We start from the raw sequence: 17,152 nt of genomic DNA on the forward strand, positions 1-17,152 counted from the left end.
CCGCGTCAACCGCCGCCGGAAGAGCCATCGGGAAAGGCGATGCAGAACCGGCTGCCCTGCTCCGGCGGCGTCTCGACCCAGATGCGGCCGCCATGGGTCTGGACGATCTTGCGGCAGATGGGCAGGCCGATGCCGGTGCCCTCGACCGCGTCGTCGATGTTGAGACGCTGGAACATCTTGAATATCCGCTCGAAATGTTCGGGTGCGATGCCGATGCCGTTGTCCTCGACCCAGACCACCCATTCGCCCCGGTCATGCCGCCCGCCGACGGCGATGCGGGAAGGCCGGTCCGGGTGGCGGTATTTGAGGGCGTTGCCCAGCAGGTTCTGGAACAGGCGGATCAACTCGCCCGGAACTCCGTGAATGACCGGCAGTCCCTCGCCGATGACCAGCGAGGCGTCCTGTCCGGCGCCGCCGATGCCCAGATTGGCGGCGGCCTCGCGAACCGCCTCGGTCAGGTCCACCGGGCGGAGGGTCTCGCCGCCGCGGCCGACCCGCGAATAGTCCAGCAACGCCAGGATCAGGGCGTCCATTCGCTTCACCCCGGCGATGGCGAAGTCCATGAATTCGGTTTCCTCCGGCCCCAGCTTGCCCGCCAGCCGCCGCGCCAGCAGGGCGATGAAGCTGGATACCATCCGAAGCGGCTGCCGCAGGTCGTGGGAGGCGACATAGGCGAACTGCTCCAGGTCGGCGTTGGAGCGTTCCAGCTCGGCCGACTTGGCCGCCAGCGCCGCCTCGAAGCGGTTGCGCTCGGTGACGTCGACCACGATGCTGCTGAGATAGGCCCGGCCCTTGACATTCAGCGGCGACGAGAACACCTCGACGTCGCGAAGGGCGCCCGAGGCCAGCCGGTGCCTGAACCGCAGGAACGGACGGTCGCCCCGGGCCACCGCCGCCATCTCGGCCTTCACCGCGTCGGGCGGCAGGATGTTGATGTCGGTGATCCGCATGCCCTTCAGGACGTCGACGGGATAGCCGTAGAACATGGAGGCGGATTCGTTGGCGTCGACGACGCGGCCGTCCATCGGATCGATCAGCAGCTTGACCGCCGGATTGCGGTGAAATATCTGGCTGTAGAGTTCCTCGCGCTCGGCGATCGCCTGCTGCGCCAGGGTGGCGTCGGTGACGTCGTGGCCGATGGTCTGGAATCCGGCGAGGACGCCCCTGGCGTCGAACAGGGCGGTGGTGCGCCACTCGATCCAGCAATCCGGCCGTCCGGGGCGAACCACCAGACGGCGGTCGACGCGGGATGGCGAGGCCGGGGTCAGCGACCGCAGCAGCCCGGTGATCTCGGCGTGTTCCTCGGCGGGAACGAAATCCAGCCACCGCCGTCCGATCAGCGAATCCGACTCGTCGCCGTAGAACCTGGCATAGGCCCGGTTGACGAAGACCAGCGACGTATCGGGCCGATAGCGGTGAATCAGGTCTTCCTGGTTCTCCACCAGCGGGCGGTAATTCTCCTCGCTGGCGGCCAGGGCGGCGGCGGCGGCGCGCTCGGCGCGGTTCTGGCGGTCCAGTTGCAGGGCGATGACCAGAACCAGCAGGCTGAACATCGCTCCGGCGGCGGCGATGACGGCGGCGTTGCGGCTCCAGCGGCGCAGGACCGTCGCCACCGTGGCCCCCACCGACACCACCACCGGATAGCGTTCCAGCGCCTCGTACGAAGCCAGCCGTTCGAGACCGTCGAAGGCGCTGACGGCGATGAAGGTGCCGGACCGCGCCCTGGGCAGATGCTGGGCAAACAGCGGACCGCCCCGGATGGACGGGGTGGCGGCGGCGGCCTCGTCCGGCAGGCGGGCCAGCACGTCGCCCTGGGCATTGGCGATGACGGCGCGGTCGACTTCCTCGGAAAGGGCGCCGGTCAGGACCTCCCGGAAGAACTCGGGGTTCAGGGCTCCGGCCACCACCCCCTTGAAATCCCCCAGCGGCCCCACGACCGGCCGGAACGCCACCACCGCCATGCGCCCGGTGACCGGACTGTAGGCGGGCTGGTTCAGCATCAGGACCGGACGCTGCGTCGCCCTGGCGGCGGCGAAATAGGGCCGGTGGCTGAGGTCCTGCCCCACCAGCGACGGCAGGGTCGACGACGTGACCACGCCGGCGGCGTCGATCAGGAACAGGTTGCGCAATTCAGGAAAGGCGGCGCTGCGGCTTTTCATGAAGGCGACCAGGGCGGCATCGCCGCCGCCGGCGCGGTCAGCGGCCCTGGCGACCACGTCCTGAAGCACCAGGTCGACGCCGCGCAGCGCCCCGTCCAGATGCTCGGCCACCGTGCGGGTCAGGGACTGGGTCAGCAGGCCGCTTGATCGCAGCGTCTCTTCCCGGTCGCGCCAGATCAGCAGGCCGACCAGCGTCCAGATGACCAGCGCCCCCATCAGCGACATGGCGAGAGGGCGGCGCAGTTGCATTTCGCTTTTCAGTCCCGTCCCCTTCCGCCCCGTGAACAGAAGGAATCCAGGCTATCACTTCGGCATTGGAACGCAAGACCACTGAAATCCGGCTAGCGCCGGCCGAACAGCTTCTCGATGTCGGCGAGGCTGAGGCTGACATGGGTGGGACGGCCGTGGTTGCATTGCCCCGACAGCGGCGTCGCCTCCATCCGGCGTAGCAGGGCGTTCATCTCGGCCGGGGCCAGACGGCGGCCGGCCCGGACCGAACCGTGGCAGGCCATGGTGGCGCAGACGTCGAACAGCCGTTCCCGCAGCGAATGGCCCTGGCCCCATTCGGCCAGTTCGTCGGCAAGGTCGCGCACCAATCCCTGGACGTCGGCGTCCCCCAGCAGGGCGGGAACCTCGCGCACCACCACGGCGCCGCCGCCGAACGCCTCCACCACCAGCCCCAGCTCCGCCAGTTCGCCGGCCCGCTCGACGACGCGGACGGCGGCCGCCTCGCCCAGGTCGACCACCTCGGGCAGCAGCAGCCCCTGGCGGCGGACGCCGCCCTCGGCCAGGGCCTGCTTCATGCGCTCGAACACCAGGCGTTCGTGGGCGGCGTGCTGATCGACGATCACCAGCCCGTCGGCGGTCTGGGCGACGATGTAGGTGTCGTGCAGCTGGGCCTTGGCGGCGCCCAGCGGATAGCCGGTCTCCGCCATCCCGTCCGTGTCGCCGGGCGGGGCGGCGGGCGGCATCTCCAGGCCCGGCAGCGCCTCGGCCAGACCCAAGAGGGGGGCCTGGGCCCGCCCGGCCTCGCGCAGCAGCGACGGCGAGGAGGCGCGCATGGTGGAAAAGGCGCGCGGCGGAAAGGCGTGGGACGAAGACCCGCCGCCCAGCGCCCCCAGGGCGGATTCGGTCAAGGTGGTGCTGGCGCGATGGCCGGCGGCGGCCAGGGCGTGGCGGATGGCGCCGACAATCAGGCCGCGCACCCCCCCCGAATCGCGGAATCGCACCTCGGCCTTGGCGGGATGGACGTTGACATCGACCTGGTCGGGGTCGAGATCGAGGAACAGCGCCACCACCGGATGGCGGTCGCGGGCCAGCACGTCCTGATAGGCCCCCCTCACCGCCCCGATCACCAGCCGGTCCTTGACCGGACGGCCGTTGACGAACAGGTACTGGGCGGCGGAACTGGCGCGGTTATAGGTGGGCAGCCCGGCCCAGCCGGTCAGGCGGACGCCGTCGCGCTCGGCGTCCAGCGCCAGGGCGTTGGCCTCGAAATCGCGTCCGACCACGGCGGCGACGCGGGCCAGCCGGGCGGCGGCGGGCTCGCCCCGCCGGGCCGGCAGGTCCAGCACCGTCCGGCTGCCGTCGGACAGCGAGAACGCCACGGCGGGATGGGCCATGGCGAGGCGTTCCACCACGTCCACCGCCTGGGCCAGCTCGGCGCGGGGCGATTTCAGGAATTTCAGGCGGGCCGGCGTGGCGTAGAACAGGTCGCGGACCTCGACCCGGGTGCCGGGAGGATGGGCGGCCGGCATGGGAGCGCCCTTGGCGCCGCCCTCGACCGACAGGCTCCAGGCGGTATCGGCGCCCCTGGGGCGGCTGGTCAGGGCAAGGCGGGCCACCGAGCCGATCGAGGGCAGCGCCTCGCCCCGGAAGCCGAGAAAGCGGATGCGCACCAGATCGTCGTCGGGCAGCTTGGAGGTGGCGTGGCGCTCCACCGCCAGCATCATGTCGTCGGGGGTCATGCCGCCGCCGTCGTCGGTGACGCTGATCAGCGCCTGCCCGCCGTCCACCAGCGCCACCTCGACGCGGCCGGCCCCGGCGTCGAGGGCGTTTTCCACCAGTTCCTTCACCGCCGAGGCGGGACGCTCCACCACCTCGCCGGCGGCGATCTGGTTGACCAGGGTGGGGGGAAGCAGGCGAACGGACATGGGCCGAGTGTAACGGGGGCCGCCCCTATCCCGCCACCACCTTGTTGCGGCCGCCGGTCTTGGCGGCGTAGAGCGCCGCGTCGGCCCGCGACAGCAGGGGTTCCGCCGACGCATCGGCATCGTTCAGCGCGGCGACGCCGATGCTGGTGGTGAAGACCGCGTCGCCCCGGCCGGTGGCGACGACGATGGCGGCGACGGCGGCGCGGATGCGCTCGGCCACCGCCATGGCGGCGGCCTGATCGGTATCGGGCAGGATGACGGCGAATTCCTCGCCGCCGAGGCGGCCCAGGTGATCGATGCCGCGCAGCGCCTGGGTGCAGGCGGCGGCCATGGCCTTGATGGCCTCGTCGCCGACCGGGTGGCCGAAGGTGTCGTTGATGCGCTTGAAATGGTCGATGTCGAGCATCAGGGCGGCCAGCGGCCGGGAATGGCGGCGCGCCCTCTCCACCTCGGCGGCGGCCAGGGACATGAAATGGCGGCGGTTGGAAATGCCGGTCAGGGCGTCTGTCGTGGCCATGCGCCGCAATTCGGCTTCCATCCGCTTGCGCTCGGTGATGTCGAGCATGACGCCGATGACGCCCTCGGGCCGGTCGGGACGCGAGCGCCAGGCGGTCTTGCTGACCACCACGTCGTGTATCCGTCCGTCGATGAAGTCGAGCCGGGCCTCGTACTGCACCGCCCCCTCGCCGCCCAGAACCCTGGCGTCGGCCGCGACGGCGCTGCCGACGAAGGCCGGCGGCAAGGTCTCGGCGGTGGTGCGCCCGATCCACTCGGTGGGGCCGAGGCCGTGAATCTCGCGAAACGCCCGGTTATAGCCACGGAAGCGTCCATCCAGCCCCTTCCACCACAGCGGGTTGGGCACCGCCTCCAGCAGGCTTTCCACGAATCCCTTGGCCTCCAGCGCCAAGGACCGCTCCCTGGCCAGTTCGCGGGTGCGGACCGCCACCTGGCTTTCCAGGGTGTCGTTCATGCGCCGCAGCGCCGCGACGGCGCGAAGATGGCTGGAAATGTCGCGGGCCTCGATCATGTATTCCGGCACCACCCCCTTGGACGGCAGCGGCGTCACCAGCACCTGGGCGTCGAACGCCGAGCCGTCGCGGTGGGCGAGGCGGACCGGCAGCATGCCGGGCTCGGCCAGCAGGGCCGACAGATCGGCGGCGAAGATGCTGCGATAGTCGCCGTGGAACATGTCGGCGACCATCATGGCCCCGAGATCGGCGGAACTTTCGATCCCCAGCATCTTCAGTCCGGCGGCGTTGAGGTAGACGATGCGCCCGCCATGGCACTGGGCGATCAGGTGCATGGACTTTTCCACCAGCACCCGGAAGCGGTCCTCGCTCTCGCGGGCGGTGCGGGCCAGCCGGCCCTGGCGGCTGATGTCGCGCACCGTCACCACCGCGTGAACGCCGCCCAGCTCGCGCGCCGGATGAATCTGGATCTCGGCGTCGAAGACGCGGCCGCTCAGCCGCCGCACCTGCGCCGGAATCGCCGCCACCTCGATCTCGCGCAGCAAGAGAAGCTCGTCCAGCACCTGGGCGTAATCGCCGCCCACCATCTCGCAAAAACCGCGTCCGATCAGCTGGTCCGGACTTTCGGCGCCCAGCATGGCGCGGCCGGCGCTGTTGACGTCGATGATCACCCCGTCGGCGCACAGGCAGACCAGATCCCGCGACACCTCCAGCACGTTCATGAAATTGGCGCCAAAGCGCGGCCCCTTGCGGCGCCGTTCGGCGGCCGTTTCGGGGCAATCTTCAGTTGTCATCGGCCGCCCAGCCCGTTGGTCTATGGTAATACCAGAGAACTATCCTTCCCGGCGGAAGGTATATCCATTCCGTCGGGCGGATACCAGATGAATTCAAATGACGGCGGCGGAAGAATTGAGATGTTTCTTGACGGATGGTTATCAGGACTTCCGCAAGCCTCGAATCGCCTCGATCAGGCCGGTGGTGGAACAGTCGTGGCCGGCCGGGGGAGTATCGGCCTTCAGGTCGGCCAGGACGGCCTTGGCCAGGACCTTGCCCAGTTCGACGCCCCACTGGTCGAAGCTGTAGACGTCCCAGACCACGCCCTGGACGAACACCTTGTGCTCGTACATGGCGATCAGCATCCCGAGCGTGCGGGGGTCGAGGCGGCGATAGAGCAAGGTGTTGCTGGGGCGGTTGCCCTCGAACACCCGATGCGGCAGATGAAGGGCGATGGCGGCCTCGTCCATGCCGGCGGCGGCCAGTTCGGCCCGGACCTCGGCCTCGGCGCGGCCCTTCATCAGCGCCTCGGACTGGGCCAGCACGTTGGACAGCAGCATCAGGTGATGCTCGCCCAGCGGATTGTGGCTCTGGGCGGCGGCCAGGAAGTCGCAGGGGATCAGCCTGGTGCCCTGGTGGATCAGCTGGTAGAAGGCGTGCTGGCCGTTGGTGCCGGGCTCGCCGAACACGATCTGGCCGGTCTGCCAGGTGGCGGGTCGGCCGTCCCGGGCGGTACCCTTGCCGTTGCTTTCCATGTCCAACTGTTGCAGATAGGCCGGCAGGCGATGCAGGTACTGGTCGTAGGGCAGCACCGCATAGGCCCCGGCGCCGAGGAAGTTGCCGTACCACACCCCCAGCAGCGCCAGGATCACCGGCATGTTGGCGGCCAGCGGCGCGGTGCGGAAATGCTCGTCCATGGCGAAGCCGCCGTCCAGCAGTTCCTCGAACCGCTCGAACCCGACCGCCACCGCGATGGACAGGCCGATGGCCGACCACAGCGAATAGCGGCCGCCGACCCAGTCCCAGAACTCGAACATGTTGGCGGTGTCGATGCCGAATTCGGCGACCGCCCCGGCATTGGTGGACAGGGCGACGAAGTGGCGGGGAATCGCCGCCTCGCCCAGTTTGTCCACCAGCCAGTCGCGGCAGGTCCGCGCGTTGGCGATGGTCTCCTGGGTGGTGAAGGTCTTGGACGCGACGATGAACAGGGTGGTTTCGGGATCGCACAGCCTCAGCACCTCGGCGGCGTGGCTGCCGTCGACGTTGGAGATGAAGCGCGCCGCCAGGCCGGGACGCTGATAGGGCTTCAGCGCCTCGGTCACCATCACCGGCCCCAGGTCGGAGCCGCCGATGCCGATGTTGACCACGCTGGCGATGGCCTTGCCGGTGGCGCCCCGCCACTCTCCCGAACGCACCCGCTCCGAGAAGTCCCTCATCTTGTCCAGCACGGCGCGGACCTTCGGCATCACGTCGACGCCGTCGACCATCATCGCCCGATGGGAACGGTTGCGCAGCGCCACATGCAGCGCCGGCCGGTTCTCGGTGACGTTGATCCGCTCGCCCGCGAACATGGCGTCGCGGGCCTGGGGCAGGCCGGCCTGAACCGCCAGCGCCTCCAGCAGGCCCAGGGTGTCGGAATCGATGCGGTTCTTGGAATAATCCAGCAGCAGCCCGTCCAGCGACAGCGAGAAGCGGCGGAAGCGGTCGGGGTCGGCCTCGAACATGGCGCGCATGGACCACGAGCCGACGGACGCCGCCCTGGCTTCCAGGGCGGCCCAGGCGGGAAGCCGGATGGGATTGGTCATGGCCGCTGACTCTCCACAAGAGGAAACCCGCCCCGGCGGAACCGGAACGGGGAGGAGTCTATCGCAACTGCCCGCTTCAAGGCAAATTCGGGCCGGGAAACACGAACACCCTGGCCGGGTCGACCGCGATGCTGACCCGCTGGCCCTCGGCCGGAGTGACGCCGGCGCTGAGGCGGGCGTGCAGGTGGCAGGCGGGCATGCCGTCGCGTTCCACCCGCAGGTGGACCAGACTGGAACGGCCCAGCAGGCGGGAGGCCAGCACCGTGGCCCAGCCCCGCTCGGAAACCGTCAGCGACAGCGCCTCGGGACGGGCCAGCACCTCGGCGGCGCTGCCCTCGGCCAGGGACGGAGGAGCCGCGAATTCCCCCAGCGGCGTCACGACGCGGCCGTGGCGGACCACGCCGTCCAGCAGGTTGACCTCGCCGAAGAACGAGGCGACGAAGGCATCCCGGGGATGGTTGTACAACTCGTCCGGGCTGCCCATCTGGACGATGTCGCCGCCCCGCATCACCGCGATGCGGTCGGCCATGAACATGGCCTCCTCGGGATCGTGGGTCACCATCAGGGTGGAGACCCGGCTGGATTTCAGCACATGCAGGGTCTCGTCGCGCACCTGGTCGCGCAGCCGCTTGTCCAGGCCGGAAAACGGCTCGTCCAGCAGCATCAGCGCCGGGCTGGGCGCCAGGGCGCGGGCCAGGGCGACCCGCTGCTGCTGGCCGCCCGACAGCTGGTGCGGCCAGGCCCCGGCGTAATCGCCCATGCCCACCTGGGTCAGCATCTGCATGGCGCGCTCGCGCCGCGCCGGCCTGGCCAGGGCGGTCAGGCCGAACGCCACGTTGGCCAGCACGTCGAGATGGGGAAACAGCGCGAAATCCTGGAACAGAAAGCCGACGTGGCGTTCCTCGGGCGGCAGGTGGACGCCGCCGCCCGACACCACCCGGCCGTTCAGGATCACCCGGCCGCGACGCGGCACCTCCAGCCCGGCGCTGATGCGCAAGGTGGTGGTCTTGCCGCAGCCCGACGGCCCCAGCAGGCAGACCAGCTCGCCCGGCCCCACCCGCAGGCTGACCTTGCCCACCACCGGCACGCCGTCGTAATCGTGGCCCACCGCCTCCAGCACCAAACCGTCCGTCATTGTCCCCCTCCCGGCCGCGACCCGGCGATGGTCCGGCTCAGCAGCACCACCGGCAACAGCCCCACCAGCACGATGGCGAGCGCCGGCGCCCCCGCCTCGGCCAGCCGTTCGTCCGAGGCCAGGGTGAAGGTCTTGGTCGCCAGGGTGTCGAAATTGAACGGCCGCATGATCAAGGTGGCGGGCAGTTCCTTCATCACGTCGACGAACACCAGCAGCCCCGCCGACAGCAGGCTGCCCCGGATGATGGGCAGATGAACCCGCCGCAAGGCGCCGAGGCTGCCTTCCCCCAGGGTGCGGGCGGCGGCCTCCATCGACGGCGTCACCTTGCCCAGGCTGGCCTCGACCCCGCCCACCGCCACTCCGAGAAAACGCACCACATAGGCGTAGACCAGCCCGGCGATGGAGCCGGTCAGCAGCAGGCCGACGCTCCAGCCCAGCCGGTTCTGGGCGAAATCGGCCAGCAGCCGGTCCACCGCCGTCAGCGGCACCAGCGTGCCCACCGCGATCACCGAGCCGGGAACGGCATAGCCCAGCGAGGCCAGCCGCACGCCGCCCCTGACCAACGGGCGGGGATGCAGGCGCTGGGCGTAGACCAGCAGCAGCGCCACCGCCACCGCCACCAGCCCGGCCACCAGCGCCAGCACCATGCTGTTGCGGGCCAGGACCATGAAATCGCCCTCCAGCGCGGCGATGAAGCCGCCCTCGGCCGTCCACACGGCCAGCACCCCGGCCGGCAGGGCGAAGCCCAGCACGATCGGCGTCAGGCAGAACAGCAGCGCCGCCGCCGCCGCCAGCGGCCGCAGCCGCAGCCGGGGCAGGCGGCGATAGCGGCCGGTGGTGTGGTGGAACCGGCGCGAGCCGCGCGACAGGCGTTCGGCCAGCACCAGGGCCAGCACGAACATCATCAGCACCGCGCCCAGCTGGGCCGCCGCCACCGGCTGGCCCATGCCCAGCCAGGTCCGGTAGATGCCGGTGGTGAAGGTGTCGACGGCGAAATAGTGGACGGTGCCGAAATCGTTCAGGGTCTCCATCAGGGCCAGGGCGACGCCGGCCGCCACCGCCGGCCGCGCCAGCGGCAGCGCTACCTGGAGAAAGGCCCGCCACGGCCGGCAGCCCAGGGTGCGGCTGGCCTCCAGCACGCAGACCGACTGTTCCAGGAAGGCGGCGCGGGCCAGCATGTAGACGTAGGGGTACAGCACCATGGCCATGACGCTGATCGCCCCGCCCAGCGAGCGGATCTCGGGGAACCAGTAATCCCTGGCCGATTCCCAGCCGAACACGGCCCGCAGCAGCGACTGGACCGGCCCGGCATAGTCCAGCAGGCCGGTATAGGTGTAGGCCACCACATAGGCCGGCATGGCCATGGGCAGCAGCAAGGCCCATTCCAGCGACCGCGACAGCGGAAAGCGGCACATGGTGACCAGCCAGGCGGTCCCCACCCCGCCGACGGCCACGGCGACCCCGACGCCCAGCATCAGCCAGACGGAATTGGCGACATAGGTCGCCAGGACGGTGTCGACCAGATGGGTCCATACGTCGCCGGCGGGGCGCAGCAGATTGGCCGCCACCGCCAGCACCGGCAGCGACACCACCGCCACCAGGACCAGCACGGTGACCGACCAGCCCCGGCCCGGCATGGCCGGCCGGTTCCGGGCCATCGCGGTCGAGGATGGAGTCAGGCTGGAAGACGTCATGGCAGGACCCTAATGCAGTCGATAATCGCTTGCAAGTGGTGTCGGGCCGGTTCCGGCCATGCCGGCCTTTGCTTCGGCGGCGGCGCGATATATCTTGTCGCCATGATCGACAGCCCCGCCCCCGTTCCCTACCGCGTCCTGGCCCGCAAGTACCGGCCGACCGACTTCGCCGGACTGATCGGCCAGGACGCGCTGGTGCGCACCCTGTCCAACGCCATCCAGTCCGGGCGGCTGGCCCACGCCTTCGTCCTGACCGGGGTGCGCGGCGTCGGCAAGACCACCACCGCCCGCATCATCGCCCGGGCGTTGAACTGCATCGGAATCGACGGCAGGGGCGGCCCCACCATCGAGCCCTGCGGGGCGTGCGAGCATTGCCGCGCCATCGCCGAGGACCGCCATGTGGACGTGCTGGAGATGGACGCCGCCAGCCGCACCGGCGTCGACGGCATCCGCGACCTGATCGACAGCGTCCGCTATCGCCCGACCTCGGCGCGCTACAAGATCTACATCGTCGACGAGGTCCACATGCTGTCGACGGCGGCGTTCAACGCCCTGCTGAAGACGCTGGAGGAACCGCCCGAGCATGTGAAATTCGTCTTCGCCACCACCGAGATCCGCAAGATACCGGTCACGGTGCTGTCGCGCTGCCAGCGCTTCGACCTGCGCCGGGTCGAGATGGAGGTGCTGGCCGCCCATTTCGCCGCCATCGCGGAAAAGGAAGGCGCCGAGATCGCACCGGCGGCGCTGCGCCTGATCGCGCGGGCCGCCGACGGCTCGGTGCGCGACGGCCTGTCGCTGCTGGACCAGGCCATCAGCCACGGCGCCGGCCAGGTGTCGGAAACCCAGGTGCGCGACATGCTGGGCCTGGCCGACCGCGCCCGCGTGTTCGACCTGCTGGACGCGGTGATGAAGGGCGAGATCGCCGCCGCCCTGGACCAGACCGCCGACCAGTACGCCGCCGGCGCCGACCCCGGCGTGGTGTTGCAGGACATGCTGGAACTGGTGCATTGGCTGACCCGCCTCAAGGTCACTCCCGATGCCGCCGAGGCCGTCACCGTGTCCGAGACCGAGCGGGTCAAGGGCCGCCAGATGGCCGATTCGCTGTCGCTGGCCGCCCTGACGCGGGCGTGGCAGATGCTGCTGAAGGGGCTGGCCGAGACCCGTTCGGCCCCCAATCCGCTCCAGGCGGCCGAGATGGCGGTGGTGCGCCTCGCCTACGCCGCCGAACTGCCCACCCCGGCCGAGCTGGTCGAGCGAATTCGCGCCAATCCGGCCCCGCCGCCTCCCCGAGGCCCGGCGGGCGGCGGCGGATTCGCCGGCGGAACCGCCGATGCCGTCGCCGGCCATCATGTGGGCGGAAATGGCGGGGGCGGCGCCACCGCCTTGAAGATGCAGCCGGCCGTGGCGGCGCAGCCGGCCCGGCTTCCCGCCATGCCCGCCGGCTTCGCCGAGGTGGCCGCCCTGTTCGCCGAAAAGCGGGAAGGCGTCGTCGCCATGCATCTGCGCAATCACGTCAACCTGGTGTCGTTCGAGCCCGGCCGCCTGGAATGGCGCCAGCACGCCGCCGCCGCCGCCGACCTGGCGCCCAAGGTGGCGCGGCTGCTGTCGGAATGGACCGGCCGGCGCTGGACGGTGTCGGTCAACGCCGCCGATCCCGCCCAGCCCACCCTGGCCGAGCAGGAAATCGGCGCCGAGCAGCGCCGCCGCCAGGACGCCGCCGAACTGCCGCTGGTCAAGGCGGTGCTGGCCGCCTTTCCCGGCACCACCATCCAGGTGGTGCGCGATCTGGAGCCCGAAGCGGCGCCCGATTCCCCGCCGGCGGACGGTGAACCCGTCGCCGAGATGGACGAAGAGATGTTTCCCGGAGAGCAGGACCTATGAAGAACCTTGGAAATCTGATGAAGCAGGCCTCGCAGATGCAGGCCAAGATGGGCGAGATGCAGGCCAAGATGCAGGAGATCGAGGTCACCGGCTCGGCCGGGGCCGGCATGCTGACCGTCACCCTCAACGGCAAGTTCGAGATGAAGAAGGTCAAGATCGATCCGTCCCTGGTCGATCCCTCCGACGTCGAGGTGCTGGAAGACCTGCTGCTGGCCGCCTTCAACGACGCCAAGACCAAGGCAGAAGCCCTGATGGCCGAGGAGATGGCCAAGCTGACCGGCGGCCTGACCCTGCCCGAGGGCTTCAAGCTGCCGTTCTGAGCCTGTCATGGTCGGACCCGAGATCGAGCGCCTGATCCAGCTTTTGTCGCGGTTGCCGGGACTGGGGCCGCGTTCGGCCCGGCGCGCCGCCCTGCGTCTGGTGGAACGGCGGGAAACCCTGCTGATCCCCCTGGCCGGTGCCCTGGCCGAGGCGGCCGCCAGGGTCCGCGCCTGTTCGGTCTGCGGCAATTTCGACACCATCGATCCCTGCGCCATCTGCGCCGATCCCCGCCGCGACGACTCGCTGCTGTGCGTGGTCGAGGACGTGGCCGGATTGTGGGCCATGGAGCGCACCGGCAGCTTCAAGGGCCGCTATGCCGTTCTGGGCGGTTTGCTGTCGGCGCTGGACGGAATCGGGCCGGAGGACCTGGGCATCGCCCGGCTGGTGGAACGCGCCGGCGACGGCCGCGTCGGCGAGGTCATTCTCGCCACGCCGGCCACCGTCGAGGGCCAGACCACCGCCCATTATATCGCCGAGCGGCTGGCCCGATGCGGGGTCAGCGTCACCGGGCTGGCCCACGGCGTGCCGGTGGGCGGCGAACTGGACCACCTGGACGACGGCACCATCACCGCGGCGTTGCGGGCGCGGCGCCGCTTCTGACCGGGGGCTTCAGCCCCGCTCCAGCCAGGCCTGGAACATCAGGGCGTGCCATATCTCGGTCTGCCAGTTCTTGGCGCCGGAACGGTGCTCGCGCCAGCAGCGCGCCACCAGCGGAGCGTTCAGCCAGCCCTGGCGCCGCAGCCGGTCCTCGGACAGCAGGTCGTCGGCCCAATCCCGCAGCGCCCCGGCCAGCCAGCGGCGCAACGGCACCTCGAACCCCATCTTGGGCCGGTCCACCAGGGCGCGCGGCACATGGCGGTAGAGGACCCGGCGCAGCACCGCCTTGCCGGTCCCGCCCTCGATCTTGAGGGAGGTGGGCAGGCTCCAGGCGAATTCGGCGATGGCGGGATCGAGGAAGGGCAGCCGGGCCTCCAGCGAGGCGGCCATGGTGGCGCGGTCGGTCTTGACGCACAAATCGTCGGGCAGATAGCCCAGCACGTCCAGCACCATGGTGGCCAGGGCGGGATCGTTCACCGCCGGACTTTCCCCATCGAACAGGCAGGCAGGCGGCCGGGCGCCGGGCACGGGCGAGTCCATGCCCCGCCATCGCGAATAATGCAGCCCCAGCAGCCGGGGCAGGCTGTCCGCCTCCAGATGTTCGGCGATCCGCCCCAGCCGGTGGCCGGGATGGCTGCGCCGCTTGCGCAGGACGGCGGCCAGTCCGGCCAGCGTCTCGGCCGGTCCGGCCAGCCGGCGGGCGGCCCCGGCCAGGGGGGCGCGCCATCCCACGGGATGACGGGCGAGGGCCTGCCAGTCCCGGGGGATCGAGCGATAGATGCCATAGCCGCCGAACAATTCGTCGGCGCCGTCGCCCGACAGGGCCACGGTCACGTCGCGCCGGGTCACCTGGGCCAGCAGGCAGGTGGGCAGGGCGGCGCTGTCGGCGAAGGGTTCGTCATAGACCTGCGGCAGGCGGGGCACCAAGTCCAGCGCCTCGGCATCGGTGACGCGCACCTCGACGTGGCGGGTGCCAAGATGGCGGGCGACGGCGCGGGCATGGGGGCTTTCGTCCAGCGACGACTGGTCGAAGCCGATGGTGAAGGAATGGACCGGACCGCCGGCCTCCTGGCACATCAGGGCGGCGGTCAGCGACGAATCGATGCCGCCCGACAGGAACAGCCCCACCGGAACGTCGGCCTGCATGCGCAGGCGGACCGAGGCGCGCAGCAAGTCCTCCAGCCGGTCGGCCGCCGCCCCGGCATCGCCGGCGAAACCGCCCTCGACGGCGGCGGCGCGCTCGCCCGCCGACCAATAGGACGCGATGCGCCGATCCCCCCCGACGACGGTCATCAGGGAGCCGGGTTCCAGCTTGCGGGCATGGACATGGATGGTATGGGGCGCCGGAATCCAGCCCAGCCGCATGTAAAGGCCCAGGCAATCGCGGTCGATGGCGCCGTCCCAGGCGGGATGGGCGGCCAGGGCCTTCAATTCGGAGCCGAACAGCAGGCTGCCGCCGCATTCCGCCCAGTACAGCGGCTTTTCGCCGAACCGGTCCCGACCCAGGGTGAGGGTTCGGGTCAGGCGATCCCACAGGGCGAAGGCGAACATGCCGTCGAACGCCGCCACCGCCGCCGCCACTCCCCATTCGGCCACCGCCTCCAGCAGCACCTCGGTGTCGGAATGGCCGCGCCAGGCGATGGCCGGCGACAGCCGCGCCCGCAGGGCGGCGTGATTGTAGATCTCGCCGTTGAAACTGACCACCCAGCGGCCGTCGTGGGACACCATGGGCTGATGGCCCTGGGGGCCGAGGTCGAGAATGGCGAGGCGGCGGAACCCCAGGGCGATTCCCGCCTCGTCGTCAACCCAGACCCCGTCGTCGTCGGGACCGCGATGGACCAGCGTCGCCGCCATGGCGCGCACCGCCGCCTCCCGGCCGGGAGTGGCGCCGCCGATATCGAGAAAGCCGGCAAAGCCGCACATGAGCGCCCGTCCTTGAGGTCAAGCCGGGCAGGACAGTAGCGGCCCGTCAGATCTTTCGCAACACCACCACCAGCCCCGGAACGTCGGCCCCAGCCTCGCGGCGGGTGACGGCGGGCTCCATCACCGCCACGTCGAAGCCGGCGGCGGCGGCACGGTCGCGGATGTGCTCGACGGCGTGGGCATAGCGGTTCTTGGCGCCCAGCACGTAGGACGCGCAGTCGTCGGCCCGCTCCACCGTGAAGGCGAACAGGCCGCCGTCGCGCAGGGCGGAATGGGCGGCGGCCATCACCGGCGCCAGCTCGCCGAAATAGACCAGCACGTCCGCCGCCGCCACCAGATCGTAGCCGCCGGCGCGGCCGGCCAGCGCCTGCACCAGCTCGCCCACGTCCAACCGGTCGTACAGGTGGCGCTGGCGGGCCTTGTCCACCATGGCCGGCGACAGGTCGATTCCGTCCAGCCGCGCCGCCAGCGGCCGCAGCACCGCCGCGGCGAGGCCGGTGCCGCAGCCGGCGTCCAGCACGGCAAGGCCGGTCCGGCCGCCGAGAACCCGGCCCAGGGCCTCGGCCAGCACGGCGGGGGCGCGATAGCCCAGCTTGTCCACCAGCGCGGCGTCGAAGGTTCCGGCATAATCGTCGAACAGCTGGCGGACATAGGCGCCGGGCGCCCGTTCCGGCGGCGGCGCGGCGGTGACCTGGGCCAGGCCGAGGGCGGCGCCGTGGCGGTCGTCGGGGTCCAGTTCCAGGCAGCGGCGATACAGGGTGGCGGCGCGGGCCGGCTGGCCCAGGGCGCGCCGCGCCTCGGCCAGGCACCAATGGGCCTCGGCCGATTGGGGGGCGGCGGTGACGGCGCGCTCGAACGCCGCCGCCGCCCCCTCGGGAATTCCCAAGCGGTCGCGGATCAGCCCCAGTTCCAGCCAGCCGGCGGGATCGCGGGGATTCAGCCGGGTGGCGCGCTCGGCCTGGATTCGCGCCTCGTCGAGCCGGCCAAGATCGCGCAGCGCCCCCGCCAGATTGGCGCGGCTGCCGGCATGATCCCGGCACAGGTCGAGGGCGCCGCCCAGAATCGCCACCGCCCGTTCCGCCTGCCCCAGCGACCGCAGCACCAGGGCGTAGTTGTGCAGCGCCGCCACCCAGTCGGGACGCAGCGCCAGCGCCTGTTCGAGATGGCGGGCGGCCTCGGCGTCGTTGCCCTGGCGATGCAGCAGGGTTCCCAGGGTGAACAGGGCCTCGGCGTGATGGGGCGAGGCCGCGATGGTCCGGCGGCACAGGTCGACGGCCTCGTCGATCTTGCCGGTGCGGCCCAGCAATTCGGCCAGACGGGCGCCGGCCTCCACATGCATCGGGGCGGCGGCGAGGACGGCGCGGTACTGCAAGATGGCGGCATGCAGGCTGTTCTGGGCCTCCAGGGCGCGGGCCAGCGCCAGGCGCGGCACCGGCTGGGCCGGATCGGCGGCCACCGCCCGCGACAGGTGCTCCGCTGCCTTGCGGGCCTGATCCTGCCCCAGGGCGATCACCCCCAGCAGGTAATGGGCGCCGCCGAATTCCGGCGCGGAATCGACGATGCGGCGGGCCAGCCGCCGGGCCTCGGCGATATTGCCGGCCTCCCAGGTCGCCATGGCGTGGGCGAAGGCCTCTCCCACATTTTGCGCGGATTGTCTGGCCATGACGGGGCGACTGTTCTTCAGGATGGAATATCCTTATTGGGGCACGATCCGGCCTCCGTGTCCAGGCCCGGGGATGAAT

At 70.8% G+C, this 17,152-nt stretch carries 11 protein-coding genes; 3 read left to right on the forward strand and 8 right to left on the reverse strand.

Annotated elements, in window-relative coordinates:
- Positions 1 to 5 precede the first annotated feature (5 nt).
- The 6 genes from MTBSS4_RS19080 to MTBSS4_RS19105 form a co-directional block, all read right to left on the reverse strand.
- Entirely contained in the window at positions 6 to 2,408 is a 2,403-nt protein-coding gene (locus MTBSS4_RS19080) for a PAS domain S-box protein (RefSeq protein ID WP_254432663.1), read from the reverse strand.
- Positions 2,409 to 2,500: 92 nt separating this feature from the next.
- Entirely contained in the window at positions 2,501 to 4,312 is a 1,812-nt protein-coding gene (mutL, locus tag MTBSS4_RS19085) for a DNA mismatch repair endonuclease MutL (RefSeq protein ID WP_173984952.1), read from the reverse strand.
- A gap of 25 nt (positions 4,313 to 4,337) precedes the next feature.
- Positions 4,338 to 6,074, reverse strand: a complete 1,737-nt coding sequence (locus MTBSS4_RS19090) for a diguanylate cyclase (protein WP_173984953.1) — start codon at positions 6,072 to 6,074, stop codon at positions 4,338 to 4,340.
- 141 nt (positions 6,075 to 6,215) lie between these two features.
- Complete coding sequence (pgi, locus tag MTBSS4_RS19095) at positions 6,216 to 7,859, reverse strand: glucose-6-phosphate isomerase (protein WP_173984954.1); 1,644 nt, start codon at positions 7,857 to 7,859, stop codon at positions 6,216 to 6,218.
- A 76-nt stretch (positions 7,860 to 7,935) separates the two neighbouring features.
- Positions 7,936 to 8,994 carry an ABC transporter ATP-binding protein gene (locus MTBSS4_RS19100; protein WP_173984955.1) on the reverse strand — a complete coding sequence of 353 codons (1,059 nt, stop codon included), beginning with the start codon at positions 8,992 to 8,994 and terminating at the stop codon, positions 7,936 to 7,938.
- Positions 8,991 to 10,688 carry an iron ABC transporter permease gene (locus MTBSS4_RS19105; protein WP_173984956.1) on the reverse strand — a complete coding sequence of 566 codons (1,698 nt, stop codon included), beginning with the start codon at positions 10,686 to 10,688 and terminating at the stop codon, positions 8,991 to 8,993. The genes MTBSS4_RS19100 and MTBSS4_RS19105 overlap by 4 nt, the downstream gene beginning before the upstream one ends.
- Before the next feature lie 102 nt (positions 10,689 to 10,790).
- Here MTBSS4_RS19105 and MTBSS4_RS19110 point away from each other — a divergent pair, with 102 nt between their 5' ends.
- Genes MTBSS4_RS19110 through recR form a run of 3 tightly spaced genes read left to right on the forward strand, consistent with a single transcriptional unit; the run spans position 10,791 to position 13,490 of the window.
- The gene (locus MTBSS4_RS19110; RefSeq protein WP_173984957.1) at positions 10,791 to 12,569 is read left to right on the forward strand and encodes a DNA polymerase III subunit gamma/tau; all 1,779 of its coding nucleotides are present in this window, start codon (positions 10,791 to 10,793) and stop codon (positions 12,567 to 12,569) included.
- On the forward strand, positions 12,566 to 12,889 hold the full coding sequence (locus MTBSS4_RS19115) for a YbaB/EbfC family nucleoid-associated protein (protein WP_173984958.1): 324 nt from the start codon (positions 12,566 to 12,568) through the stop codon (positions 12,887 to 12,889). Before MTBSS4_RS19110 ends, MTBSS4_RS19115 begins: the two co-directional genes overlap by 4 nt.
- Positions 12,890 to 12,896: 7 nt before the next feature.
- Complete coding sequence (recR, locus tag MTBSS4_RS19120) at positions 12,897 to 13,490, forward strand: recombination mediator RecR (RefSeq protein ID WP_173984959.1); 594 nt, start codon at positions 12,897 to 12,899, stop codon at positions 13,488 to 13,490.
- A gap of 9 nt (positions 13,491 to 13,499) precedes the next feature.
- Here recR and asnB read toward each other — a convergent pair whose 3' ends face one another.
- Together asnB and MTBSS4_RS19130 are read right to left on the reverse strand one after the other, a co-directional pair.
- Positions 13,500 to 15,410: an asparagine synthase (glutamine-hydrolyzing) gene (gene asnB, locus MTBSS4_RS19125; RefSeq protein WP_173984960.1), complete on the reverse strand. Its 1,911-nt coding sequence runs from the start codon at positions 15,408 to 15,410 to the stop codon at positions 13,500 to 13,502.
- 46 nt (positions 15,411 to 15,456) lie between these two features.
- On the reverse strand, positions 15,457 to 17,073 hold the full coding sequence (locus MTBSS4_RS19130; RefSeq protein ID WP_173984961.1) for a tetratricopeptide repeat protein: 1,617 nt from the start codon (positions 17,071 to 17,073) through the stop codon (positions 15,457 to 15,459).
- Positions 17,074 to 17,152 lie beyond the last annotated feature (79 nt).

The organism is Magnetospirillum sp. SS-4 (assembly GCF_902729425.1).
Lineage (GTDB): Bacteria > Pseudomonadota > Alphaproteobacteria > Rhodospirillales > Magnetospirillaceae > Phaeospirillum.